The sequence below is a fragment of the Cryomorpha ignava genome (assembly GCF_010686655.1).
GTDB lineage: Bacteria > Bacteroidota > Bacteroidia > Flavobacteriales_D > Cryomorphaceae > Cryomorpha > Cryomorpha ignava.
The window spans coordinates 1-21,514 of record NZ_JAAGVY010000004.1 but is presented as its reverse complement, the minus strand read 5'-3'; the positions used below and the strand labels follow the sequence as shown (position 1 = coordinate 21,514).

The 21,514-nt window shown below is 40.1% G+C and carries 14 protein-coding genes; 8 read left to right on the top strand and 6 right to left on the bottom strand.

Features of this window, described 5'->3' with window-relative positions; genetic code table 11:
• Nucleotides 1-517: 517 nt before the first annotated feature.
• On the bottom strand, nt 518-2,185 hold the full coding sequence (locus G3O08_RS03660) for a formate--tetrahydrofolate ligase (RefSeq protein WP_163283327.1): 1,668 nt from the start codon (nt 2,183-2,185) through the stop codon (nt 518-520).
• A gap of 279 nt (nt 2,186-2,464) precedes the next feature.
• Here G3O08_RS03660 and G3O08_RS03655 point away from each other — a divergent pair, with 279 nt between their 5' ends.
• Together G3O08_RS03655 and G3O08_RS21085 are read left to right on the top strand one after the other, a co-directional pair.
• The gene (locus G3O08_RS03655) at nt 2,465-3,631 is read left to right on the top strand and encodes a hypothetical protein (protein WP_163283326.1); all 1,167 of its coding nucleotides are present in this window, start codon (nt 2,465-2,467) and stop codon (nt 3,629-3,631) included.
• 40 nt (nt 3,632-3,671) lie between these two features.
• Complete coding sequence (locus G3O08_RS21085; protein ID WP_239540920.1) at nt 3,672-6,467, top strand: OmpA family protein; 2,796 nt, start codon at nt 3,672-3,674, stop codon at nt 6,465-6,467.
• Between the two features lie 601 nt (nt 6,468-7,068).
• Here the strand turns inward: G3O08_RS21085 and G3O08_RS03645 are convergent.
• A complete protein-coding gene (locus G3O08_RS03645; RefSeq protein ID WP_163283325.1) occupies nt 7,069-7,695 on the bottom strand; it encodes a porin family protein in 627 nt (208 codons plus the stop codon).
• A gap of 1,055 nt (nt 7,696-8,750) precedes the next feature.
• Between G3O08_RS03645 and G3O08_RS03640 the strand changes: the two genes are divergently transcribed.
• Nucleotides 8,751-9,008 carry a hypothetical protein gene (locus tag G3O08_RS03640; RefSeq protein ID WP_163283324.1) on the top strand — a complete coding sequence of 86 codons (258 nt, stop codon included), beginning with the start codon at nt 8,751-8,753 and terminating at the stop codon, nt 9,006-9,008.
• A 209-nt stretch (nt 9,009-9,217) separates the two neighbouring features.
• On the top strand, nt 9,218-10,528 hold the full coding sequence (locus G3O08_RS03635) for a hypothetical protein (protein ID WP_163283323.1): 1,311 nt from the start codon (nt 9,218-9,220) through the stop codon (nt 10,526-10,528).
• Nucleotides 10,529-10,621: 93 nt separating this feature from the next.
• On the opposite strand, the gene acnA is transcribed toward G3O08_RS03635, so the two are convergent.
• Both acnA and G3O08_RS03625 read right to left on the bottom strand, forming a co-directional pair.
• On the bottom strand, nt 10,622-13,405 hold the full coding sequence (acnA, locus tag G3O08_RS03630) for an aconitate hydratase AcnA (RefSeq protein WP_163283322.1): 2,784 nt from the start codon (nt 13,403-13,405) through the stop codon (nt 10,622-10,624).
• Between the two features lie 304 nt (nt 13,406-13,709).
• The gene (locus tag G3O08_RS03625) at nt 13,710-14,300 is read right to left on the bottom strand and encodes a hypothetical protein (protein WP_204336766.1); all 591 of its coding nucleotides are present in this window, start codon (nt 14,298-14,300) and stop codon (nt 13,710-13,712) included.
• A 278-nt stretch (nt 14,301-14,578) separates the two neighbouring features.
• Here G3O08_RS03625 and G3O08_RS03620 point away from each other — a divergent pair, with 278 nt between their 5' ends.
• The 4 genes from G3O08_RS03620 (at nt 14,579) to G3O08_RS03605 (ending at nt 19,276) form a co-directional block, all read left to right on the top strand.
• Nucleotides 14,579-15,847, top strand: a complete 1,269-nt coding sequence (locus G3O08_RS03620; RefSeq protein WP_163283320.1) for a paraquat-inducible protein A — start codon at nt 14,579-14,581, stop codon at nt 15,845-15,847.
• Between the two features lie 216 nt (nt 15,848-16,063).
• Entirely contained in the window at nt 16,064-17,953 is a 1,890-nt protein-coding gene (locus tag G3O08_RS03615; protein WP_163283319.1) for a mucoidy inhibitor MuiA family protein, read from the top strand.
• A 152-nt stretch (nt 17,954-18,105) separates the two neighbouring features.
• A complete protein-coding gene (locus G3O08_RS03610) occupies nt 18,106-18,567 on the top strand; it encodes a low molecular weight protein-tyrosine-phosphatase (protein ID WP_163283318.1) in 462 nt (153 codons plus the stop codon).
• Nucleotides 18,557-19,276: an SAM-dependent methyltransferase gene (locus G3O08_RS03605; protein WP_163283317.1), complete on the top strand. Its 720-nt coding sequence runs from the start codon at nt 18,557-18,559 to the stop codon at nt 19,274-19,276. The genes G3O08_RS03610 and G3O08_RS03605 overlap by 11 nt, the downstream gene beginning before the upstream one ends.
• A gap of 425 nt (nt 19,277-19,701) precedes the next feature.
• Here G3O08_RS03605 and G3O08_RS03600 read toward each other — a convergent pair whose 3' ends face one another.
• Complete coding sequence (locus G3O08_RS03600) at nt 19,702-20,469, bottom strand: hypothetical protein (RefSeq protein ID WP_163283316.1); 768 nt, start codon at nt 20,467-20,469, stop codon at nt 19,702-19,704.
• A gap of 341 nt (nt 20,470-20,810) precedes the next feature.
• Complete coding sequence (locus G3O08_RS03595) at nt 20,811-21,371, bottom strand: hypothetical protein (protein ID WP_163283315.1); 561 nt, start codon at nt 21,369-21,371, stop codon at nt 20,811-20,813.
• Between the last annotated feature and the right edge of the window lie 143 nt (nt 21,372-21,514).

Genomic DNA, 21,514 nt, shown 5'->3' with positions numbered 1-21,514 from the left:
TCCGCTATCGGCGTTGCACTTGTCTCGAAAACAGTCATTGACAAAGGTCAATTCCTTGGTTTTCAAGTCTACATGTGCCTTGCTATCGAACTTTCTGACCAAGATATACGAGTTATTGACAAACTCTAAATAGTATTAGTTGATCTCGTGCGGGCTATAAACGTCGAAAGTTTATTATAGTTCAGGCTCTGGTTTGTATTGACAGAACCTAAATTGTTATAGCTCGTCTTTTAAATCTGAAATTTTAAAAATTTCAGGATTATAAGTTAAAATTTTATCATTATTAATTGCTCATCCACCCTTTCTTTGGGAGGGTGGATGGGCATTATACCTTACTTCTGAGCGAGAACCACTCCAATTCTGTGGTATAACGATACCAATTTATAATGGTTCATGGTGAGAGTAGAATCTCTCGGCGCTTAATGCCGGTGGATTCTTTTTTTAGGCTAATAAAATTACCTACAAAGCGCTCTTCAATTGTTGACCTTAAGACGGATCCTAAAATTATCACGTTTTGCTAAAACAACCCCGAAATATTCCCGTCAGCATCAATATCAATCGCTTCGGAAGATGGGAGCGAGGGCAAGCCGGGCATACGCATAATGGAACCGGTAGTAAGAACAATAAAACCAGCGCCGGCGGCAATTTCAATTTCTCTTACTGTGATGTGAAAGCCTGTTGGCCTTCCCAGTTTTGCGGGATCGTCTGAAAACGAGTATTGGGTTTTTGCAATACAAATAGGAAGATGCTCTAAACCGAGTTTTTCTACCTGGGTAAGCGATTTTTCGGCATCAGAAGTGTATTCTACATGATCGGCGCCATAAATCTCACGAGCTACCTTTTCAACTTTCTCTTTTATGGGTAAATTCCAATCGTAAATTGGTTTGAATTTTTCAGTTTGATTCTCGGCTTCTCGGGCTACTATTTCGGCGAGTTCTTTTCCGCCTTCGCCGCCTTTTGCCCATATATCGGCTACAGCCACAGATACACCAAGCTCTGCGCAACGGTTTTTTACAATTGCTATTTCTTCTTCGGTATCGGTTGGGAATTTATTGATTGCCACAATTGGCGGAAGCCCAAACTTCTTGATGTTTTCTATATGCTTATCTAAGTTGATTAGCCCTGCTTTTACAGCTGCTGGATTCGTATCGTTAATGGTTTTGAGGGAAGCACCTCCGTGAAATTTCAATGCACGAACCGTTGCCACAACTACCACCGCATTTGGCGAAAGCCCGGCACTCTGACATTTTATATCCAGAAATTTCTCTGCGCCAAGGTCGGCTCCAAAACCGGCTTCGGTTACTACAAATTCTGAAAGCGAAAGACCCATTTTTGTAGCGATTACGCTGTTTGTACCCTGTGCAATATTCGCGAAAGGGCCGCCATGAATAATGGCCGGCGTACCTTCAATGGTTTGCACCAAATTTGGTTTGATGGCATCTTTTAAAAGTGCTGCCATAGCACCTTGGGCGTTGAGCTCGCGGGCATACACGGGTCTTTTGGTATCTGTAAATCCGATAAAGATATTGCCGATTCGTTTTTTTAAATCCATCAAATCTGTTGCCAGACAGAGGATTGCCATAATTTCGGAAGCGGCTGTAATGTTGAAGCCTGCTTCGCTTGGAATTCCCTGACCCATACCTCCCAGACCGGTTACGATGTTGCGAAGTGAGCGGTCGTTCATATCCATAACCCGTTTCCAGATCACTGTGCGCGGATCTATGCCAAGTGTGCGCGACTTGCTTTGGATATTGTTGTCGATAAGAGCAGCGAGAAGATTATTTGCTTTTTCAATAGCTGCAAAATCGCCTGTAAAGTGCATATTGATATCTTCCATTGGTAGCACCTGGCTGTAACCGCCACCTGCTGCACCACCTTTCATACCAAATACAGGGCCGAGTGAGGGTTCGCGAAGAACTACGGTAGTCTTCTTGCCTATTTTATTCATTCCCTGCGCCAATCCAATCGAAACCGTGGTTTTTCCTTCGCCAGCCGGAGTGGGAGACATCGCGGTGACAAGAATGAGCTTGCTCTTGCGTATTTTGTCTTCATCAATCAGGTGCAGCGGAAGCTTGGCTTTGTGTTTTCCAAAAAGCTCTAAATCATCTGCATCAATTCCTAATATTTCTGCAATGGTGTTGATGTGTTTTAATTTTATCGATCGGGCTATTGATATATCGCTCATAAATGTAGGTATCTGAAGAATTGCAAATATAACCGATGAAGAAGATTAACCTGAATTAGTTTTTAACCTTTTCTCATTCTGGAATCTTATTTCTCGTCAGTAGGGATGAAAAGTGATTTCGTTAGTTCTCATTTTTGATTTGAACAAATTGTTTTACAGCGTGTTTTATTATAAATACAACAACAAACCTAAATTTAATTTTATTTAATAATCTTTTTAACCTTCTCTGCTTCGAAAAATATTTCTCTGCAGTTTAACCAGTAAATTAATCTTACATATATGCTAAATAAACTTCTACTCGCATTCATAGTCATTTTCACATCCACTTTCGCAAATGCGCAATTCAAGAGCGTACAATACGACTATGAAAAAAACTGGTTTGGTGAAAATCAGAATCTTCCTGCCGAAACTCCGTGGATGCTCAGTGGCATTTTGCCTCCAGATATCTCTATGGTGGCCGTTGAAGTTTACGGATCCGAGGATAGATCTAAAGATCCTTTGCACACTGCCGTATGGACTAAATCACTTGAAGGCGATCAGGTTAATTTCTTCGTCCCGGTAAATTACAATCTTCGATCTAATTCGGCTTACACCATTGAATTAAAATACTTTAGAAATGTAACGCCGGTAGAAAAAGACAATTTAAAGCAAGATGTTTACAATGCTGTACGTTCTTATTTAGAACTGAATATTGTAGCTTCTAACAATAACGTTGATTTAAAGAAAAATCCAAAATCAATGGTTAAGGATTTAGACAAATTGATGGACGATGGCTTGATTTTATTTCGCAATAATCTCAACATAGAGTTTCCCGGTTTCTCGCAGCTTGTTGAAGATCAATTGGAAAATATGGATGATTTGAAACTTAAATCGAGCAAGTTTAATATTCTGAAAAAGGACGACGATGAATCCAAAAACAATTTAAAGATTAAATATTTTAATGAGCAGCTTGAGAACTTACAAAAGGTTGTAAAGCGTGAAATTGACCAATATCTTTCTTATAATTTGTCGGTAGTGCAGATTTCAAGGGTTGTCAATAATTATAAAACAGAAAAAACGCGGACGGTTATTCCAATCAATGCTGGATATGGTGCGGTGCACAATGCCGGCGGATTTGATGAAAAAATTGACTACGATTCGTCGCCTTTTGTGGGCATTTCATTTCCATTAGCAAACCCAAATTTTGCAGGTAAGTTTTGGAGTAACAGCTCAATTTCTGCTGGTGTATTTTTCAATAATTTTCAATTTGACAGTGGAAAAGAATATACAGGACCTTTAGTAGAGCGACCTTTTTATCTGGCTTACGGATACAAAACGGCGTATTTCTTGAGATTTAATGTGGGTGCAACCCTTCTGGAAGATGTAAATGGTGGCGGAACCCTATTTGTGAGACCTTTTGTTGGTGTAAGTATAGAAATCAATATGTGGCTGGGCTTGGAAAGGTAAATCCACTTTTCTCATTCTCATTCACCTTAATACTTTTGATTTGAAAACAATAAAAATATTCTATTTTGTACTGGTTCTTTCCATGCTGTGTCCGCTGATAAGTTTGGCGCAGCGCGATGTTTATAATTGGCAAATTAGTCCGTATGCCGGTTTACTTACGCTGAATAATGATGTGGAAGTACCCGAAGGCGTAAACTCTTTCGCCTATGGCCTTAGAGTAGAAAAACGATTGGGGAACTCATTTACCTTTGGGCTTCATTTGGCTCAATTAGAGATAGATAGAGCTTCACAGAACAATGTTACTGGTGGCTTTTTAAGTTTGGCATACCATTGGGATAATGGATATCTTTTTAGTCAGCGATCGGCAATATCTATATTTCACAGGTTAGAAGCAGGCTATATGGATCGGTACTCAACTATTGAGAGTATAAACGGAAAATCGGCTGATGTAGCTTTTGGTTTTGAAAATGGATTTAAACTTCGTTTTGGAGACAGAGTTAGTGCCGATATTGCAGTAGAGATATTGGGAACAAAATCGAGCGTGACTGAAGGTGATATAGCTAAAAACAAACGATATAATATATGGAAAGTTGGCCTTTCGTATCATTTTGGAAGCAGAAAGAGCAATTATGTGGCTCCCGTTTTCGTGCCTTACGACGGTATTCCTTTTGGAAGCAAAATGAATAAAATTGAAAGAAAAGATGATAATATTTGGATAGCGAATGATTCCATATACAATAGTCAGCTAAAAGAAGAGCGCTTTCCGGAACCACCGGATGATTCGAATCCAGTCCGTACGGAACTTTCTCGGGCCGACTCTTTACTTATTTTTATGCATTTTGATAGTCTGTATAAAAGACGAGAGCTGGTAGATACCACCACAACAAGGGCAGATACAACCTTATTGGATAGGCAAGCACCCAAAGCTATTGCGGATACTTCGCTGGCGAAGGCTGATACTTTGGATATTGGTAGGGTAGAGAAATCGCTTCGCGATACTATTTATATGACAGATGGCGATACCATTTCGATAATATCGGCAGATACATTAAGTGGACAAAAAACGGTAGAATCTGCTGTTGATACCGCTCATACTGAAAAGACAAACGGAAATAAGCAATTAGCTGACTCATCTGCAAAAGCGGTAGAAACAAAAACTGATTCGATGCGTGTAGATACTGTAAATAATGAAAAACCGATTTTGAATGAGCAAAAGGCTGATACAGCAGCGAAAGTGCTTCAAAGTAGGGCGGTTTCTGCACGTGTAGATACGGTGTACATGGAGAAGCCCGTTCAAAAGGCCGATACAGCTGCCAAAGCATTAAAACCTAAGTCGGTGCCTACGCCTGTTGATACTGTATATATGGAGAAGCCCGTTCAAAAGGCCGATACAGCAGCGAAAGTACTGCAACCTAAGGCGGTACCTTCACGTGTAGATACGGTGTACATGGAGAAGTCCGTTCAAAAAGCAGATACAGCTGCCAAAGCATTAAAACCTAAGTCGGTGCCTACGCCTGTTGATACTGTATATATGGGGAAGTCTGAGCAAAAGGCTGATACAGCAGCGAAAGTACTGCAACCTAAGGCGGTACCTTCACGTGTAGATACGGTGTACATGGAGAAGCCCGTTCAAAAGGCCGATACAGCTGCCAAAGCATTAAAACCTAAGGCGGTTCCAACACGTGTAGATACGGTGTACATGGAGAAGTCCGTTCAAAAAGCAGATACATCCGCGAAAGCACTTCAACCAAAAACAGCTCCATCGCGTGTGGACACCTTGTACGTTGTAAATGATAAGCCTGTTGAGAAATTGAAAAAAGAAAAGCCTGTTGAAGTAGAAAAAGCTGATGATCAAAAGGCCAATAAGGTATCTGAAACCCAGAACACTGATAACAGTGCAGAGTACCAGAAAAGTCTGGATAGACAAAGCGATTTATTAGAAAGGCAAAACGAGCAAATAAGGGATAATCAACGAGAAATTGAAAGATTGCGCAAGGAGAATAGAAACAGTGATGCAGGAAAAATGATTGCTGCTGGTGCTGCCGGAACGGCGCTGGGGGCTACAGCTGCGAGTGGCAACAATCAGAAACCTGACACTGTTTACTACGAAAGCAATGCAGCCCAACTGAAGCTTGACAGCTTGGAACAGGAACTGACGGAATTGAAAAAGCAATATGGTATTACTGATACTATTCCCGCCCAGACTGATACTAATTATACTCCTGATCCACCTATTGGAATGTATTTTAATGCCGACTCAACCGGAACCGACTCGGTAGGGGCGGCTTCTGGAGATGGCACAGTGCTAAATTCTGATTCTTTGAGAATGCAAAAAGATTTGCTTGGCCTTTCGGATTCATTAAGTGCAGATAGCTTGAGTAGAGCGGAATTCGCAGATGGTATTTTGGAGCCTTCTGTAAGATCAGATGAAGACGAAATTAGAGCCAATTCAACCATTATAGAAGACAAATCTTCGGCTCAACAGGATGTGGAAGCAAACCCAATAGTGTTGATCGGAAATTATCCTGTGGTTTGCAACTTTGGTTTAAATAAAACGCTGCTGGATGCCGGTGAACTAAAAAAGCTCGATCCCGTCGTTGCCGATTTGAAAAATGATAAAACTCTGAAAGTTTTTCTCACCGGTTATACCGATAACAGCGGAAATGCAGATTATAATTTAAAATTATCTAAGGAAAGAGCGAAATCGGTTATGGATTATTTAATTGCCGAAGGTGTGGCAGCAGATAGAATCGAAGTTAGTGGAAGTGGTGTGCTGGAATCTGCAGATAAATTCAGCTCGAATGCACGCCGAGTAGATGTTTCGATAAGTGATTAGTTTTTGATTTCCCATACGGCGCTCCCTGTGGTCGTGAGTTCTTGGATCTAGTGGATTTGTCATTATCAATCTCTGCGATTTTTTAGTGAGCTGATTGTTGTATTTCATATCATTGTATTGGGTCTGGCCTCAAAGGTTTTCAACACCTCTGAGCCTCTGGAGACTATTTAGTTTACATTTTCACTCGTCTTAATTTTTAAAGATGCGCATCACATATTACGCTACATAAACTTACGAAGGGTGATAGGTATTGACAATTCTGAGTCTTTGCATTACATGCTTCTGTGTTCAAAATCATTCACTTCTATTAAAAAAGTTGGTCTAACAGCTTTAAAGCCACAGGCACTCCGATTAAAAGAGCCCAAAATCCGGGAAATGCCAGACTAACTTGGCTCTCAAGGACTGCTAGAGGTTCTTCTTGCACAAATATATACCTCTCTTTTTAGCTGCTCTCTTCTATGGTTGAAAGATGTGTGAAATTGAATCTTAGAGTTTTCAAAACCCTTCGGTCAGCGCATAATTTTTCTTAGTGACAAAAACTATTGGATATAAAAAAGCCACACATAAAAGTGTGGCTTTAAGTTTAAAGGGAAATTTTTTATCAGTCGTAATTACCCAACCTCAAGGCTGCAAAAACCTGAAAGTACGAGTTTTTTGCATCACCCAGGATTAAATCGGCTGTGCTGCTGTCTTGTATTTTTTGAAGACCATAATTATATCTCGCTCCCACTTGCAAAGCAGAAAAGTTCAAAGCTACACCTCCTACCAAACCGAAATCGAGATTTTTGAAGTTATCAGAATCAAAATCGAATTCATCATCGACGTCACCGTCGAATTCCACTTTCGCACTCGTAAGGAATCCGATATAAGGTCCGGCATGTATTTCAAACGCATCACCTACCCGGAAAACCGCAAGAAGTGGGATATCGATATAATCTAACTTGAATTTTGCATCAGTATTAAATTCACCAAAAATGCCAAAATCCTGATTGTAATGCGCTTTATTTCCCTTTGTTGAGTACAGAACCTCTGGCTGTATGGCGAATCCATCGCTGATAGGAAGATTAATAAACGCTCCAAAATGGTAACCAAAACGCATATTTTCATCATCGACACCGTCAATATTGAGGTTTGATAAATTCAAACCACCTTTTACTCCCACATATTGTGCCTTGGCGGCAACCGCTAATAGGCTTATTAAAACAGTAGTTAAGATTATTTTTTTCATAGTTCTTTAGTTTTGTTTGGTATATCCTTAGAGAATATCCTGCCAGAGAGCATCCATTATTGGCGAGTACATAGATCGTACTCATTGTTAGCTAATTAGGATGTAAGTATTTGGTTCGTATCCATGAAGGAGTAATTAAAACTCTGATTCTTTGAGTAATCAATTCCCCGTGGAATTGTGATATTTTCCCCAGTTGAAATATTCCAAAAATCACTAGTATGGGTGATTGGCAGCGTAAAACATTTCGATTATCTTTAACCTGTGATTTATTAATCGACCTAACCAAAAAAAAAACAACCAGTCAGGCATCGTAAAGGCCTGATACAACACCTTGCCTTATGAATGACTTAGGGACTTTCTTCAAAATTGTTCTGGAATTTAGAGTTCCATTATTTCGGTTTATTCTCCTTTTTTTAACCCTTTTGCTAATTCAATACTTGCAAGCTCATTAAGTAGCTGTTTACGAATAACCCAACATCCAAAAATAAGAATGCCGCATGGAGCTAATTCATTGCTGCAGATAATTCTATATTCAGATTTAATTACCCAGTTTTTTCACGAAATATTTTAGATCGTTTTGGAATGCGAAGTAAAAATTCTTAAGGTTTTATCATCAAAATCATCCTTTCGGGTGACAATCGGTTTATATAACCACTCTTAATTGCACCATTAATTAGTGTCTGTCCATACAGTCCACTATCTACGTTGCACTTGTCTTGAAAACAGTCATTGACAAATGTCAACTCCTTGATTTTCAATCCTACGTGCGCCTTGCTATCGAACTTTATGATCCAGCCACCTGACTCTATTGACAGACTCTAATTAATCAATCAATTTTCTAACTTGGGCTCATCGTTATTGATTTGGCTGAAATATCTGATGTTATGAACTTCCATTTCCGTTACCTCCGAATTATCCGCGAACACAAATCCTTGTGGCTTCGTTTTACGATGCTCATATTCGGTTTACTTGTTATCAATTTGTCACACGCTCAAGTTGGTTCTGTGTGCGGAAATCCTATTAATATACAGAACCTACCATTTTCAAATGTTGGTGTGCTAGAAGACTATGGGAACAATTATAGCCCGTCAGATTTGCCTCCTGCAGCAGCTGATGCCGTATTTAATGACCCGTTTTTCGCTGGTTATATATCAGGTAATGAAGTAGTTTATGCGTATACCCCGGAAGCTGATGGTTACGTTTTTGCTACTGCAAATGCTGATGGCTATCAAACAAGTATGTTCGTTTTGACCGGTTGTCCTTTTTCATCTACTTGTAGGTTGGGATTTCGGCGTTTTCCCAGAAGATCTTAAAGCCTTAAATATTCCCGTACTGGAAGGTCAAACGTATTACTTTGTCCTTTCAAGCGCTCAATCTTCGGGTAGCTATGAGTATAATTTTATTCTTGAGGAATCTATTGCGCATGTTTGTGAAGCTCCGTATGATATTCCTGTAACTGCACTTCCATTTACGGGTTCTGGTTCTATCCCATCTTTATTGGAACGATTATAACGCCAGCGATGTGCCTCCTGCTTCAAATGATGCCATATATGATGAACCTTATAGCACGAATTATCTGAATGGAGCCGAATTGGTTTTTGCTTATACTCCTTTATCCGACGGTTTTTTAGAAGCGCGGCTTTCGACAACTGTAATAGGGACTAGTATGTGGGTTTTTACGGGCTGTCCGTTTGAGTCGACTATTGGTTGGGATTATTCAACAGCTCAAGAGGATCAAGTCATTGATAATATTCCGGTTACGGCTGGAGAAACTTATTATTTTGTGCTTTCAAGTCCTTACCAAGAGCTAGCGTATGGCTTTACATTTACCCTAAAAGCACTGGGAATTGATTGCGAATCTCCGATTGAGGTTCAAGATCTTCCTTTTTCACATCAAAGTGAGGCATCGCAATACGGCAATGATTATAGTGCAATTGATTTGCCTCCAACAGCACTGGACCCAGTCGCAGACGGAGTCTTAGTAGCTAATTATATAAATGGTTTTGATGTGGTTTACCAATATACTCCAGAAGAAGATCAATTTGTAAGCGCTTCACTCGTTGGAGATGGAACTGCAATGGCTCTTTTTGTTTTTACGGAATGCCCATTTGAGGAAACCTACGGTTGGGATTTATTAAGCAGTCCTTCAGGGCTCGAAATAAATTATGTTCCTGTTTTGGAGGGTGTGAATTATTATTTTGTCGTTTCCAGCCAAATCCAAGAATCTTTTACTTATACATTTGAATTAAACCTTACAGAATTACCCGTTTATGATTGTCCCGAATTGGAAAAGAATTTTGGTGATGAATGCTTTGATGGAACCTACACAACCGCTGGTGATTACATAAGAGAAGATTGTGAATGTGAAGGGCATTTGCTTAACGCCAATATCATTGTTACAATACCTGAGGCAGCTACCTGCGGCAATAGAACGTTTTTAGCAAGATGCTATGTTCCCGGAACGAATATTTTCATTATGAGCACATCCGTGCCCATCTACAATCCAAGCACTTTTCTAATTAATGGCTTGCCCGAAGGAACTGTAGATATGTACATCGAAATAGATGGTGCTTTGCGCATTCTTTTAGAAAGTCAAACGCTGACCGAGGGAATCAATTTTATTGAAATCACTGATCTGGCAATCGATGATTTGAATGGAAGTAACTCAATTAATATTTCCGACATTTCCACGTTTGCCAGCTGTTTCGGAACAACTACTAGCTCTCCAAACTACAATAATTTGGCTAATCTAAATTGCGACTCCAATGTAAACCTTGTTGATTTTTCTCTTCTGGGGGTCAACTTTGGTCTTCAGGGAGTTTCACTACCATAATCAACTTCCTTATTTCGTAAATGGGAAAAAAATGCCGCGCAGACATAGAGACTGTGCGGCATTTGATTTTATACAAGGATTAAATTGCTTTCGTTAATCCTTTTTCAGGAAATTGCGCAATACGTATTGCAAAATACCTCCGTTTTTGTAATAAGCTATTTCAATTTCGGAATCCAGGCGAGCTTCTACTTCAAACTGTACCGTTTCGCCATTTTGTTTATGGGCTATAACCTGAAGTTTTTTTCCTGGTTTTAAATTGTCGGCAATGCCGGAAATGTCAATTTTCTCTTTTCCGGTTAGACCAAGACTTTTAGCTGTATCACCATTCAAATATTGCAAGGGTAAAACACCCATTTGCACCAGATTGCTGCGGTGAATACGTTCGTAACTGACTGCGATAACAGCTTTTATTCCAAGTAAATAAGTTCCTTTTGCGGCCCAATCGCGTGATGAACCGCTACCGTATTCTTTACCAACCAAAACAACAAGTGGAATGTTGCTTTCGCGGTATTTTTGAGCAGCATCATACACGGTCATTTCTTCGCCCGAGGGAATATGTACAGTATAGCCGCCTTCTTTCTCGGCAAGTTGGTTTTTAATGCGCACATTGGCAAACGTACCGCGCGTCATAACTTCATCATTTCCGCGGCGTGAACCGTATGAGTTGAAATTAAGACGCTCTACACCGCGATTGATGAGGTAATTACCGGCAGCTGATGTTTTGCTAAACGATCCAGCCGGCGAAATATGATCGGTAGTAATTGAATCTCCCAAAACAAGCAATGGATAAGCACCTTTGATGTCTTGTGCATCTTGAGGGTCTTCAGATAGATTTTGAAAAAACGGTGCTTCCTTAATATAGGTCGAATCAGAATCCCATTGATAACTTTTAGTTTCCGGAGCTTTCAAAGCCTTCCATTGATCATCACCATCAAAGATTTCTCCGTAGTTTCTTTCATAGTCTTTTGCGGTAAGCACATCGTTCATTACTTCACGAATCTCTTCGCTCGACGGCCAAATATCTTTAAGAAAAACAGGCTCGGAGTTGCTATCGTAGCCAAGCGGTTCATTGGTTAAATCAATATCTACACGTCCCGCTAAGGCGAATGCCACAACTAGCATTGGCGACATTAGGAAATTCATTTTAACCTGCGGATGCACGCGTGCTTCAAAGTTTCTATTTCCCGAAAGGACAGAAGCAACTACCAAGTCGTTGTCATCTACCGCTTTGGCAATATCTGGCGGGAGGGGGCCGCTATTTCCAATACAGCTGGTACAGCCATATCCTACGAGGTGAAAACGCAGCGCTTCCAGATCTTTCAATAAATTGGCGGAAGCCAAATAATCTGTAACCACTTTAGAGCCGGGAGCCAAACTCGTTTTAACCCAAGGCTTTACATCGATGCCTCGCTCTACAGCTTTTTTGGCTACCAAGCCGGCACCTATCATTACACTTGGATTTGAAGTGTTGGTGCAACTAGTTATAGCTGCAATTACCACCGATCCGTCGCTAATGGTGTATTGCTCATTTCTCTTGGTAATACTCACCGTTTTGAGCCCATTTTTCATTTCTGTTTTTACTTCAGAAGGTTCACCTGCCTGTCCAGATTCCTGAACCTCGTTTTTCGGGCTACCACCTTCAGCCAGCCAGCGCGCTACTTCACGTTCTGATGGCTTAATGTAAGAGCGTCCGTGAACTTCTTGCAGTAATTTTTGAAAGGTGTCATTAAACTCGGTCAGCACAATTTTGTCTTGTGGACGTTTTGGCCCTGCCACAGTGGGTACAACAGTATCTAAATCTAACTCAAGATTTTCTGAATACGTAATTTCATCTTCGTTTTCGCGCCAAAGCATATTGGCTTTGCAATAATCTTCTACCAGCTCTATTTGCTCTGGCGAACGGTTCGTATTTGCCATGTACCTCAATGTTTGATCATCAATAGGAAAATAAGTAACGGTGCAACCAAATTCAGGCGACATATTACTTATTGTAGCTCTATCGGGAATGGAAAGATGATCGAGACCAGGGCCGAATACTTCAACAAATTTACCAACCACACCATGATCGCGAAGCAATTTCGTAATAGTTAGAACCATATCTGTTGCAGTGGTTCCCGGTTGCAATTGACCAGTTAAGCGAAGGCCAATAACTTCTGGCATAATAAAGTAAATGGCTTGGCCGAGAATAGCTGCTTCTGCCTCAATTCCGCCAACTCCCCAACCTACTACACCAATTCCATTTACCATAGGCGTATGCGAATCTGTTCCTACAAGGGTATCTGGAAATGCATAACCATCGCGTTTGGTGATGCCTTGTGCAAGATATTCAAGATTTACCTGGTGGCAAATACCCATTCCCGGAGGAACAACAGAAAAATTGTTGAAGGCTTTTTGAGCCCATTTTAATAATTGGTACCTTTCACTATTACGCTCATACTCCTTTTCTACATTCTTTTCGTAGGCATAATCTGTTCCAAAATAATCTACTTGCACAGAATGATCAATCACCAGATCAACCGGAATTAAAGGATTGATTTTCATTGGGTCTTTGCCTTTTCTTTCGGCTTCGGCGCGAAGTGAAGCAATATCTACAACTGCCGGAACACCCGTAAAATCTTGCATAAGTACGCGGGCTGGCTTGAATGGAATATCCTTATCACTCGCCTCGGGTTTCCAGTTAAGAAGGGTGTCAATGTTTTCTTTTGTAATGGCATAATCATCGTAATTGCGCAGTACATTTTCTAATAAAATTCTTATGGAAAAAGGGAGTTTTGAAATTTTATGGCCTTGTTTTTCAAGCTCTGAAAGGCTAAAATATTTTAGTTTTCCATTCGATGTGTCTAATTCTTTTTCTACTTGGTATGGGTGGTTACTCATGGTTTATGTTTTTAGAATTATAAAGAGATAATTTTAAGGAATGTACAAGGCGAGCGCGAGAATGCATAAAGTTAACCAATGGAACTGTGATTTTGTTTTTATTCTTATTGATATTATTGATAAAGGTTGAGCCTTTCAGCAAATCAACACAAATCTATAAAAGCGAGGAGCCGTATTTTGAGAATTTGAGAATTACACTATGTGCGAATGGAGCAAGGGGTTTGGTCGAAAAAGGTATAATCAATAAAAAAAACCGACTGCTTGATAAAGCAGCCGGTTTTTAAGCTTATTTGAGAATTGTTTTTTAACTGAAGCGCACTTTATTGGTTACAGCTTTTCCGTCAATATCAATATGGATAAAGTAAACCTGGCCTTTTTCTGAACTTAGGTCTATTTGCCTACGTGCCTTTCCGTCAAAATTTGAAATGAATACAGATTTCAGCAATTCACCTCCGGGAGAAACAATATCGATTCTTGCTTTTCCTGTAGTTTTTGTTTCGAAAGCAATGTCGAAATTATCCGTGTTTCCATTTCTGCCTGCTGAAAATTTGCTCACATTCAGAGATTTATCTGCAACATCAAAATTGTATTTAGTAAATGAAGCTGTATTGGCAGCGATTGCGGATTCAGAACTTAGCTCATCCTTTAGTTCTATTATTCGTTTCTGGCCTTCGGCAATTTTACGCTTCAGCGACTGCTCTCGTTTTTTATTGGCTGTAGCCAATTCTTCTGTAAGTTTTATAATTTTATCAACTTCTTTTATAAGCTTTTCTGAAGTTGGTCTTTCCATCTCTACCAGAGATTCAAGCTCTGAGTAAGGGTTGGTGTTAGAATGCTGGGCGCCTGCGAGTACGGTACTGCTAACGAAGAGCCCCAATGCGAAAAATTTGATCATTGTAGTCATAATGTTTAGTTTGTTAAATGGTTAGTTTGTTGTTTGTTATTAAATTTGTTTGTTGCTTGTTTGTTGTTCGTATGACTCAAAAGTAGCCTGGTTTGTTACTGAGGTTTTGTTAAAAAAAATAAATCGCTTATTCTGCTTTATGAAAGGTTGTATTCTGTGATGGGCGAAATTTTTTATTTGCTTCTCTGCGAATAGAATGGTAAAACTTGATGTTTTAATAGAAATCTGACCATATTCGTACCCGGTTTACTTATCAGGGTACTTCGTTTATGAAAAATACTCGATTTTTAGTTTTTTTCGGCTTACTGCTTTTTTCGTTGGCGGTGAGTATAAAACTCTTTCATGTTGAGGCAACTCGTCGTGCCATTCAGGAAGATGTGATAGAACTTAGCAAGGTTAAATACGGCCTTTTTAATATTGATGAATGGAAGAAAGTTGTAGCGCGAGTGGTTACTGCAAAAGTTGAGGAACTAGAGCTTACCGATGCAAATAGATCTACAATGCGCAAACGGATTAATGATTTGCTTACAACAGTTATTACCGATTTGGAATCGAACTTTAAACGCGAAAACGAAGGGAGCTTTAAAGGTTTCTTTAAAAATGCCGGAGCGAGTTTCCTGGATATCTTTGGGAATATGAAACGGAATATACCGGAGTTTACCAGTCAGATAATGCGGTTTATTGACGATCCCAAAAACCGGGAAGATTTGCGCGAGTATATTCTGGAAAAGATTGACAACTATGCCGACAATACCTTTGCGGAAACTGATTATACGCTTCACAACGAGATTTTGGCTCGGCATGGAATAGGTTCGCGTGAAGAAACTGTGGCAGTACTTCGAACCAGAGCAAGTTTGCTTCAAGCAGAAAAACAGCCTTATAGCTATGCCCTCTACGCCGTGCTTTTATTGCTCATGGTAGTAATACTTGCATTCAAAAACATTTTCCGATGGGAGCTTATGGTTGTTATAGCCACAGCATTTTTGCCTCTCGTTTTAGGCATTTTACTTCCTATGATAGAGATTGATGCGCGTATTGCAGAAATGCGGTTTCAACTTCTAGGCGAGCAGGTACGCTTTAGCGATCAGGTTATTTTCTATAAAAGTAAAAGCATTCTCGAAGTGGTTGAGCTTATGGCAGAGCAAGGAAAGCCCGATTTGCTCGCAGTGGGTTTTCTGGTTTTGGCATTCAGCGTTTTATTTCCTTTCAGTAAGCTTATTTCTTCTTTGGTTTATCTTTCCCGGAAGGGCAGCAAGAATAATAAGTTCTTGAATTTCATGATTTTCAAGACCGGAAAATGGTCAATGGCTGATGTAATGGTTGTGGCCATTTTTATGTCGTATATCGGTTTTTCGGGAATCGTATCAGAGCAGCTTGGCCAGCTTGAGGGGCTTGCTAAGAATGCAGATATTCTTACTACGAATCAATCGAGTCTGCAAACCGGGTTTTTTATGTTTGCTGCTTTTGTATTGCTTAGCTTGGCTATTTCGCAGCGGATTGGTGATTTGAAGGGGGCGCCGTATTCCTCAGAGCCATAGAATGATAGGGCTGACATGGTGAAATTTCACTAGAAGCAATAATCTAAAAAGCTGCCGCTCCGCAGCGATTTTTGAATTAGTTCTATCGCTATTAGACAAATAAATCGCGACCGAATCTTCTGCTTTGTGGAAAATCAACTTTTTTTTCATCATTGAAATGAACGCAAACCAAACTTACGTGTATTACCTTTAAACACTCTAAAAAATATCGATCCGATGAAGTTATTAATTACGGCATTCGCAGCACTTTTTACTACATTTTTATTCGCGCAAAGCGATACCACCAAAGCCACTTCGCAGATTGAATCTGTAACGATCTATTTTCAGGGTGCCCAGATTTCCCGAAAGGCAAAGGTTAAACTTGCTGCAGGAAAGCAAACTCTGGTGCTTACAGGTATTACAGGCCAGCTGAATCCCGAAAGGATAGAAGTAAAAGGTGGAAGCGGACTGACCATTTTATCTGTAAATCACCGCTTGCAAAAGCCCGATAATGAGAAGAATAAATTAGTTCTTGCGCAATCGGAATCTCAAATAAAAGCGCTTGAAAACCGAATTAAAACACTGCTTAACCGCGACAATGTTTATGGAGTGGAGGAGAGGTTGCTGATGGAAAATATGAATTTCCAGACTAAAACTTCCGGTGCAACAGTAACCGAAATACGCGAAGCAGCCAACTTTTATAGAGCGAGACTCAATGAAATTGGTGCTGCCAAACTCGATCTTTCAAACCAACTTGCTCAAGTGCGCGACAGCGTGAAGGCTATCAATCAAAACTTGAGTAAAATATCTGCCGGTGCGAATATTTTGGAAAGCGAAATACTCGTTGCGGTAAATTGCCCTTCAGCCTTTTCGGGAATTGTGGAGTTTAGTTATTTTGTAGAATCTGCTGGATGGCAGCCGCTTTACGATTTTCGAGTACGCGAAATTACAGATCCGCTGCAGGTGGTTTACAATGCAAATGTGTATCAATCATCTGGCGAAGACTGGAAGAATGTAGACGTAACACTGTCTTCCGGTTTTCCCGAAATGAGTGGTACTGCACCCGAATTAAATCCATGGTATTTAAACAGACCTGTTTATCGACCAGCGCCGCAATCTCCTCGTGGTCAGGGTTCTATTAGTGGGCAAATCACAGATGCAGGGACAGGTGAACCCTTACCGTATGTAAATTTATCGCTATTGCTAAATGGCTCACCAATGTATCAAACCACCACCTCGATGGATGGCCGCTATGCACTAAAGCCGGTAAAAGCCGGAAATTATACTATTCGAGCTCAATATTTGGGTTATCAGAATGCAGATCAGGGAGGCATTTATGTCAATGCCAATCAGAATAAAGTTTATGATTTGAATATGTATGCTAGTCAGGTACAGCTTGAAGAAGTTCAAATTGAGGGAAAACCAAGTGCCAATCGAGCATATGGATCTCAAGGATTGAGTAAGCAAAGTATTTCTTCAGATGAAATGAGTGCTCCGCCACCTCCGGCTTTGCAGCTCACTCCCAATCAGATTTCATACAAAATTCCAACTTCGTATACCATTCCTTCAAACGGTCAGGATTATTTAATGGCCATTAAACAGGAAGAAGTTACAGCTGATTATATCTATCAGACTATTCCAAAGTACGACACCGATGTGTATTTAATTGCGCGTATTCCAAACTGGTCTAATCTCAATCTACTTTCAGGAAATTCGAGTATTTACTATCAGGGAGCTTATACCGGCGATGCTTTTGTAGATGCCGATTTTACTGGTGACACTTTGCAGCTTTCGCTTGGTCGGGATAGAAACATCACCATTAGCCGTGAAGGCAATAAAGAGCTAAACGACAAACGAATTTTTGGAAATACTGTGAAAGAAACTGTGGCCTGGGAATTAAAGGTTAGAAACAATAAGCCGGTGCCGATCAAAATTGAAATAATAGATCAGTTTCCGCTTTCAGAAATAAAAACTATTGAAGTAAACCGCGGAAACTACGGTGGCGCAAGTCTGGATGATAAAACCGGAAAGTTGACCTGGATTAAAACGATACCTGCTGCTAATACTGAAAAGATCTTGTTTGATTATGAATTGAAATATCCGGTTGATGTACCTGTTTATAAGTGATTCTTTGATTTTTAGTTCTTGGTTTTGTACTTCGCTAAATGGAGTTGACTTTTAGTTCCATCCAAGCCGATGGCAATATCTTGCGGCTTAAAGCTTATAGCTTAAAGCTAAATAGAAACTGTCAAGCCCCGTAAATTGATTAACTTTGCCCCATGAAAATATTAGTAGTTTGTTTAGGGAATATTTGCCGAAGCCCAATGGCCGAGGGTGTTTTGCGTCATAAGTTTGAAGAGGCCGGAGTTGATGTGGATATAGACTCTGCCGGCACCGGCGATTTTCATATTGGTGAGGGGCCTGATAAACGGGCTGTTGCCAATATGGATAAAAACGGTCATGATATTTCAAAACTTCGCGCAAGACAATTTACGGTGAGCGATTTCGACACGTATGATGAAATCTATGTAATGGATGAATCGAATTACGAAAATGTAATCGCTTTGGCACGAAACGATTCCGATAAGAAAAAGGTCGACCTTTTTATGAATCTCTCTCATCCGGGAGAGAATATCGATGTTCCCGATCCGTATTTTGGGGGAGAATCCGGCTTTCAAAAGGTTTATGAAATGCTGTCGCAATCGGCAGATGTACTTATATCAAAATTAAATGGCCGCTAAGAAAGGAACGCTTTATCTTATTCCCACTACGCTGGGCGAGAGCAAACCAGATTGGGTAATACCCGCAGGTGTTTTGGCAACCTCTCGTCGTTTAAAGCATTTTATTGCTGAAAATGAGCGATCTGCACGTCGTTATCTCAAAGCCATCGGCACAGAACATCCGCTTGACGATTTGCAGTTTTACATTCTCGATAAACGATCAAAAGCCATTGATGTGCCGCGATTGATCGCACCCTTATTGCAGGGAGTTGACATGGGTTTGATCTCTGAAGCAGGCCTACCGGCTATTGCCGATCCGGGTGGTTTGGCTGTAGCTGCTTGTCATCAAAACAAAATAAAAGTAGTGCCTGGAACAGGGCCTTCATCTATTGTTTTGGGCTTGATTGCCTCGGGATTTAATGGTCAGGAATTTTCCTTTCACGGCTATTTGCCTATGAACAAAAAAGACAGATTGCACAAGTTGAGAATTCTCGAGAATGAAGTGCGCAAGACCGGAGCTACCCAGATTTTTATGGAAACTCCGTTTCGCAATGAGTCGCTATTTGAGGATATGATGAACCACTGCTCGCCCGGTACCGAAATCTGTGTTGCAACTGATATCACTCTGCAAACCGAAGTCATAACAACCCATACTGTAGATGAGTGGATAAAACATCCGCCAAAGATTGACAAACGGCCTTGTATGTTTTTGATGGGGGTTAGTTGTTAATTTGCAATAGGCAATTTTCCAATAGGCAATAGGCAATTTGCAATAAGCAATTTGCAATAGGCAATAAGCAATAGGCAATTTGCAATTGACAATACTCAATAGGTATTTACATGAACAAATTAGCCATGTGCCGCAGTTAAAGTTGCGTGCAGGCTAGCGTCTCACCAGGTTACAATGCTATCGGGTATTAATAAATAAAGTTGTATTTCTAAAACCGGCCGAAACGCCCGAAAATATCTCCCTCGTGAGACACGAGCTATTGCGTAGGAGTTACTTTCCCACAAAATTCATTTAAGGTAATAGGCATGCAATAGGCGAGAATATTCGTCCTTCGTAATTCGCCATACATAATTTGTAATTCGTAATTCGTAATTCGTAATTCGTCCTTCGTAATTAACCCTTCGTAATTCGTAATTAATTATATCTCAATTTTTATCCTGATTATAGGGTTCGTCATAGCTTCCCTGGCTTTTATTCCATTCCGCACTCTGCGCTTTATTATATGCGCTAATGTCATCAGGATTGTATTGAAGATTTATCAATCCATAAATAAAGTGATCTCGTGCGGCTTCGAATTCATTAGGGGGAGCTTGCAAAGAATGCGCACTGTATCCCCAGCTTAAAATGTCTGTTGCAGAGCCTGTTTCGGTGTATTGAAGCACGATTAAAAGCATATTACCATTTTTATCAGTCCATTCGGTTCCTGATGCCTGAACCAGGTTGTTCATATTTAATGGATTGTAAAGAGTGGCCGTAAAAGTGGCAATATTCATGGCAATGTCTTTTAAAGGATATTGTTTCAGGAATTTATATCCGTTTTTTTCAGCAAGGGGCTTTATATCGTTTTCAATAATATTGTCAATCCCTTTTGCCTCACGGGTTGGGGTGCCCATAGCGTCGTGATAATATTTAAGCGTAACGGAATCGTTTGCGTAGAGAAATTCCTGCGGCTGCGGATAGGCATAAACTTCTATTTCGCCGGGAGCTGTAATAATAGGCTGCCCATCAGGAGCGTTGTTGTTTAGTGTCCAGGCATGAGGCAATGGCATTTGCATTCCTATTGAGTTCTGCTCTGTTTTGGGAATGGGGTGCATTATTATTTTTTCGCCGCTGCTATTTTCGTTTTGGGCCGAAGCTGTGGAGATTCCGCAAATAATTATTGAAGCTGTAATAAAAATAGATAGAGATTTCATGAGAAGGTTTTTTGTTTTTTCTTCTTTTTATCGATTTGGAAATGAATGGTGAACAGAGGTATTATTTGGGGATTTGGAAATCAAGGCTTTGGAATGGTGTTTCGCATTTTAACTGCTGTGGGCGAATCCATACGGACTCCCTGCGGGCGAAGGTCTGATGCAGCTAAGCTGAGAAGAGTCTTTTATATGACCGCAAGGAGCCTGACGACAGAAGGAAGACCGTACGGCAAAATGTGCGCCCACGGCGAATAGCAGAGATTGATAATTTATATACAAGCATAGGATTGAGGTGATAGGTTGAGCTAGATTTCTATTTGTGTTTTTAAAGCTAGCTATTCATTCTATTCCTTAAAAATAACTTGCGTGATTTTTTCAAATTCTTTCCCATCGTCCGTGGCACATTTGAAAATTACTTGATAAACGCCTAATTCAAACTGTAGACTATCAACCAGTTCAGAATTGAATTTAATCGTGCTTGTTACAAGATCATAGTCATCTACATAATCAAAAACTGTTTTAGAATTTATCGTTTCATTCATCAACAAATCTGTGTTTGGCGCGATTGTATCTCCTTCTAGCACGATAGCGTGATCAAGATAAAGCTCATAGGAAGAAATAATTAGTTTATTTTGATATTCATAACTTATACTGGTGGCTAAGGCGGTATTAAAAATCTGCACCTGTATATTATAACACGTCGGCTTCCTTTCTGCTGTCCAGATCTGGAAACCAATTTCATTTGTAAACTTAGGGATGCTATCTATGTTTACGGTAGTAATAGGGAAAAAATCGATATCACATATATAGACTTCTTTTCTTAGCCAGCCGCAACCTGTTACACATACTGGGATGATTCCCAATAGAAAATATGCCAAAAAAAGTAATACAACCTTTGCTTTCATTTTATAAGAATAAAACCAATACTGTCCTAAACGATTTCAATTTGCATAAAAATAGCGGCTTCTACTGACTTCCCGGTCCAATATTCGCGTTTTTCAAAAAAGGACCCCCTGATACTTTTGATTTTGCGGTGGATCGTTACATT

Bases quoted from the DNA above. Each gene is read 5' to 3' on its own strand.
- acnA (WP_163283322.1), bottom strand. From the start codon at position 13,405: ATGAGTAACCACCCATACCAAGTAGAAAAAGAATTAGACACATCGAAT.
- G3O08_RS03645 (WP_163283325.1), bottom strand. From the start codon at position 7,695: ATGAAAAAAATAATCTTAACTACTGTTTTAATAAGCCTATTAGCGGTT.
- G3O08_RS03625 (WP_204336766.1), bottom strand. From the start codon at position 14,300: ATGATCAAATTTTTCGCATTGGGGCTCTTCGTTAGCAGTACCGTACTC.
- G3O08_RS03610 (WP_163283318.1), top strand. From the start codon at position 18,106: ATGAAAATATTAGTAGTTTGTTTAGGGAATATTTGCCGAAGCCCAATG.
- G3O08_RS03595 (WP_163283315.1), bottom strand. From the start codon at position 21,371: ATGAAAGCAAAGGTTGTATTACTTTTTTTGGCATATTTTCTATTGGGA.
- G3O08_RS03620 (WP_163283320.1), top strand. From the start codon at position 14,579: ATGAAAAATACTCGATTTTTAGTTTTTTTCGGCTTACTGCTTTTTTCG.
- G3O08_RS03600 (WP_163283316.1), bottom strand. From the start codon at position 20,469: ATGAAATCTCTATCTATTTTTATTACAGCTTCAATAATTATTTGCGGA.
- G3O08_RS03615 (WP_163283319.1), top strand. From the start codon at position 16,064: ATGAAGTTATTAATTACGGCATTCGCAGCACTTTTTACTACATTTTTA.
- G3O08_RS03605 (WP_163283317.1), top strand. From the start codon at position 18,557: ATGGCCGCTAAGAAAGGAACGCTTTATCTTATTCCCACTACGCTGGGC.
- G3O08_RS03655 (WP_163283326.1), top strand. From the start codon at position 2,465: ATGCTAAATAAACTTCTACTCGCATTCATAGTCATTTTCACATCCACT.
- G3O08_RS03660 (WP_163283327.1), bottom strand. From the start codon at position 2,185: ATGAGCGATATATCAATAGCCCGATCGATAAAATTAAAACACATCAAC.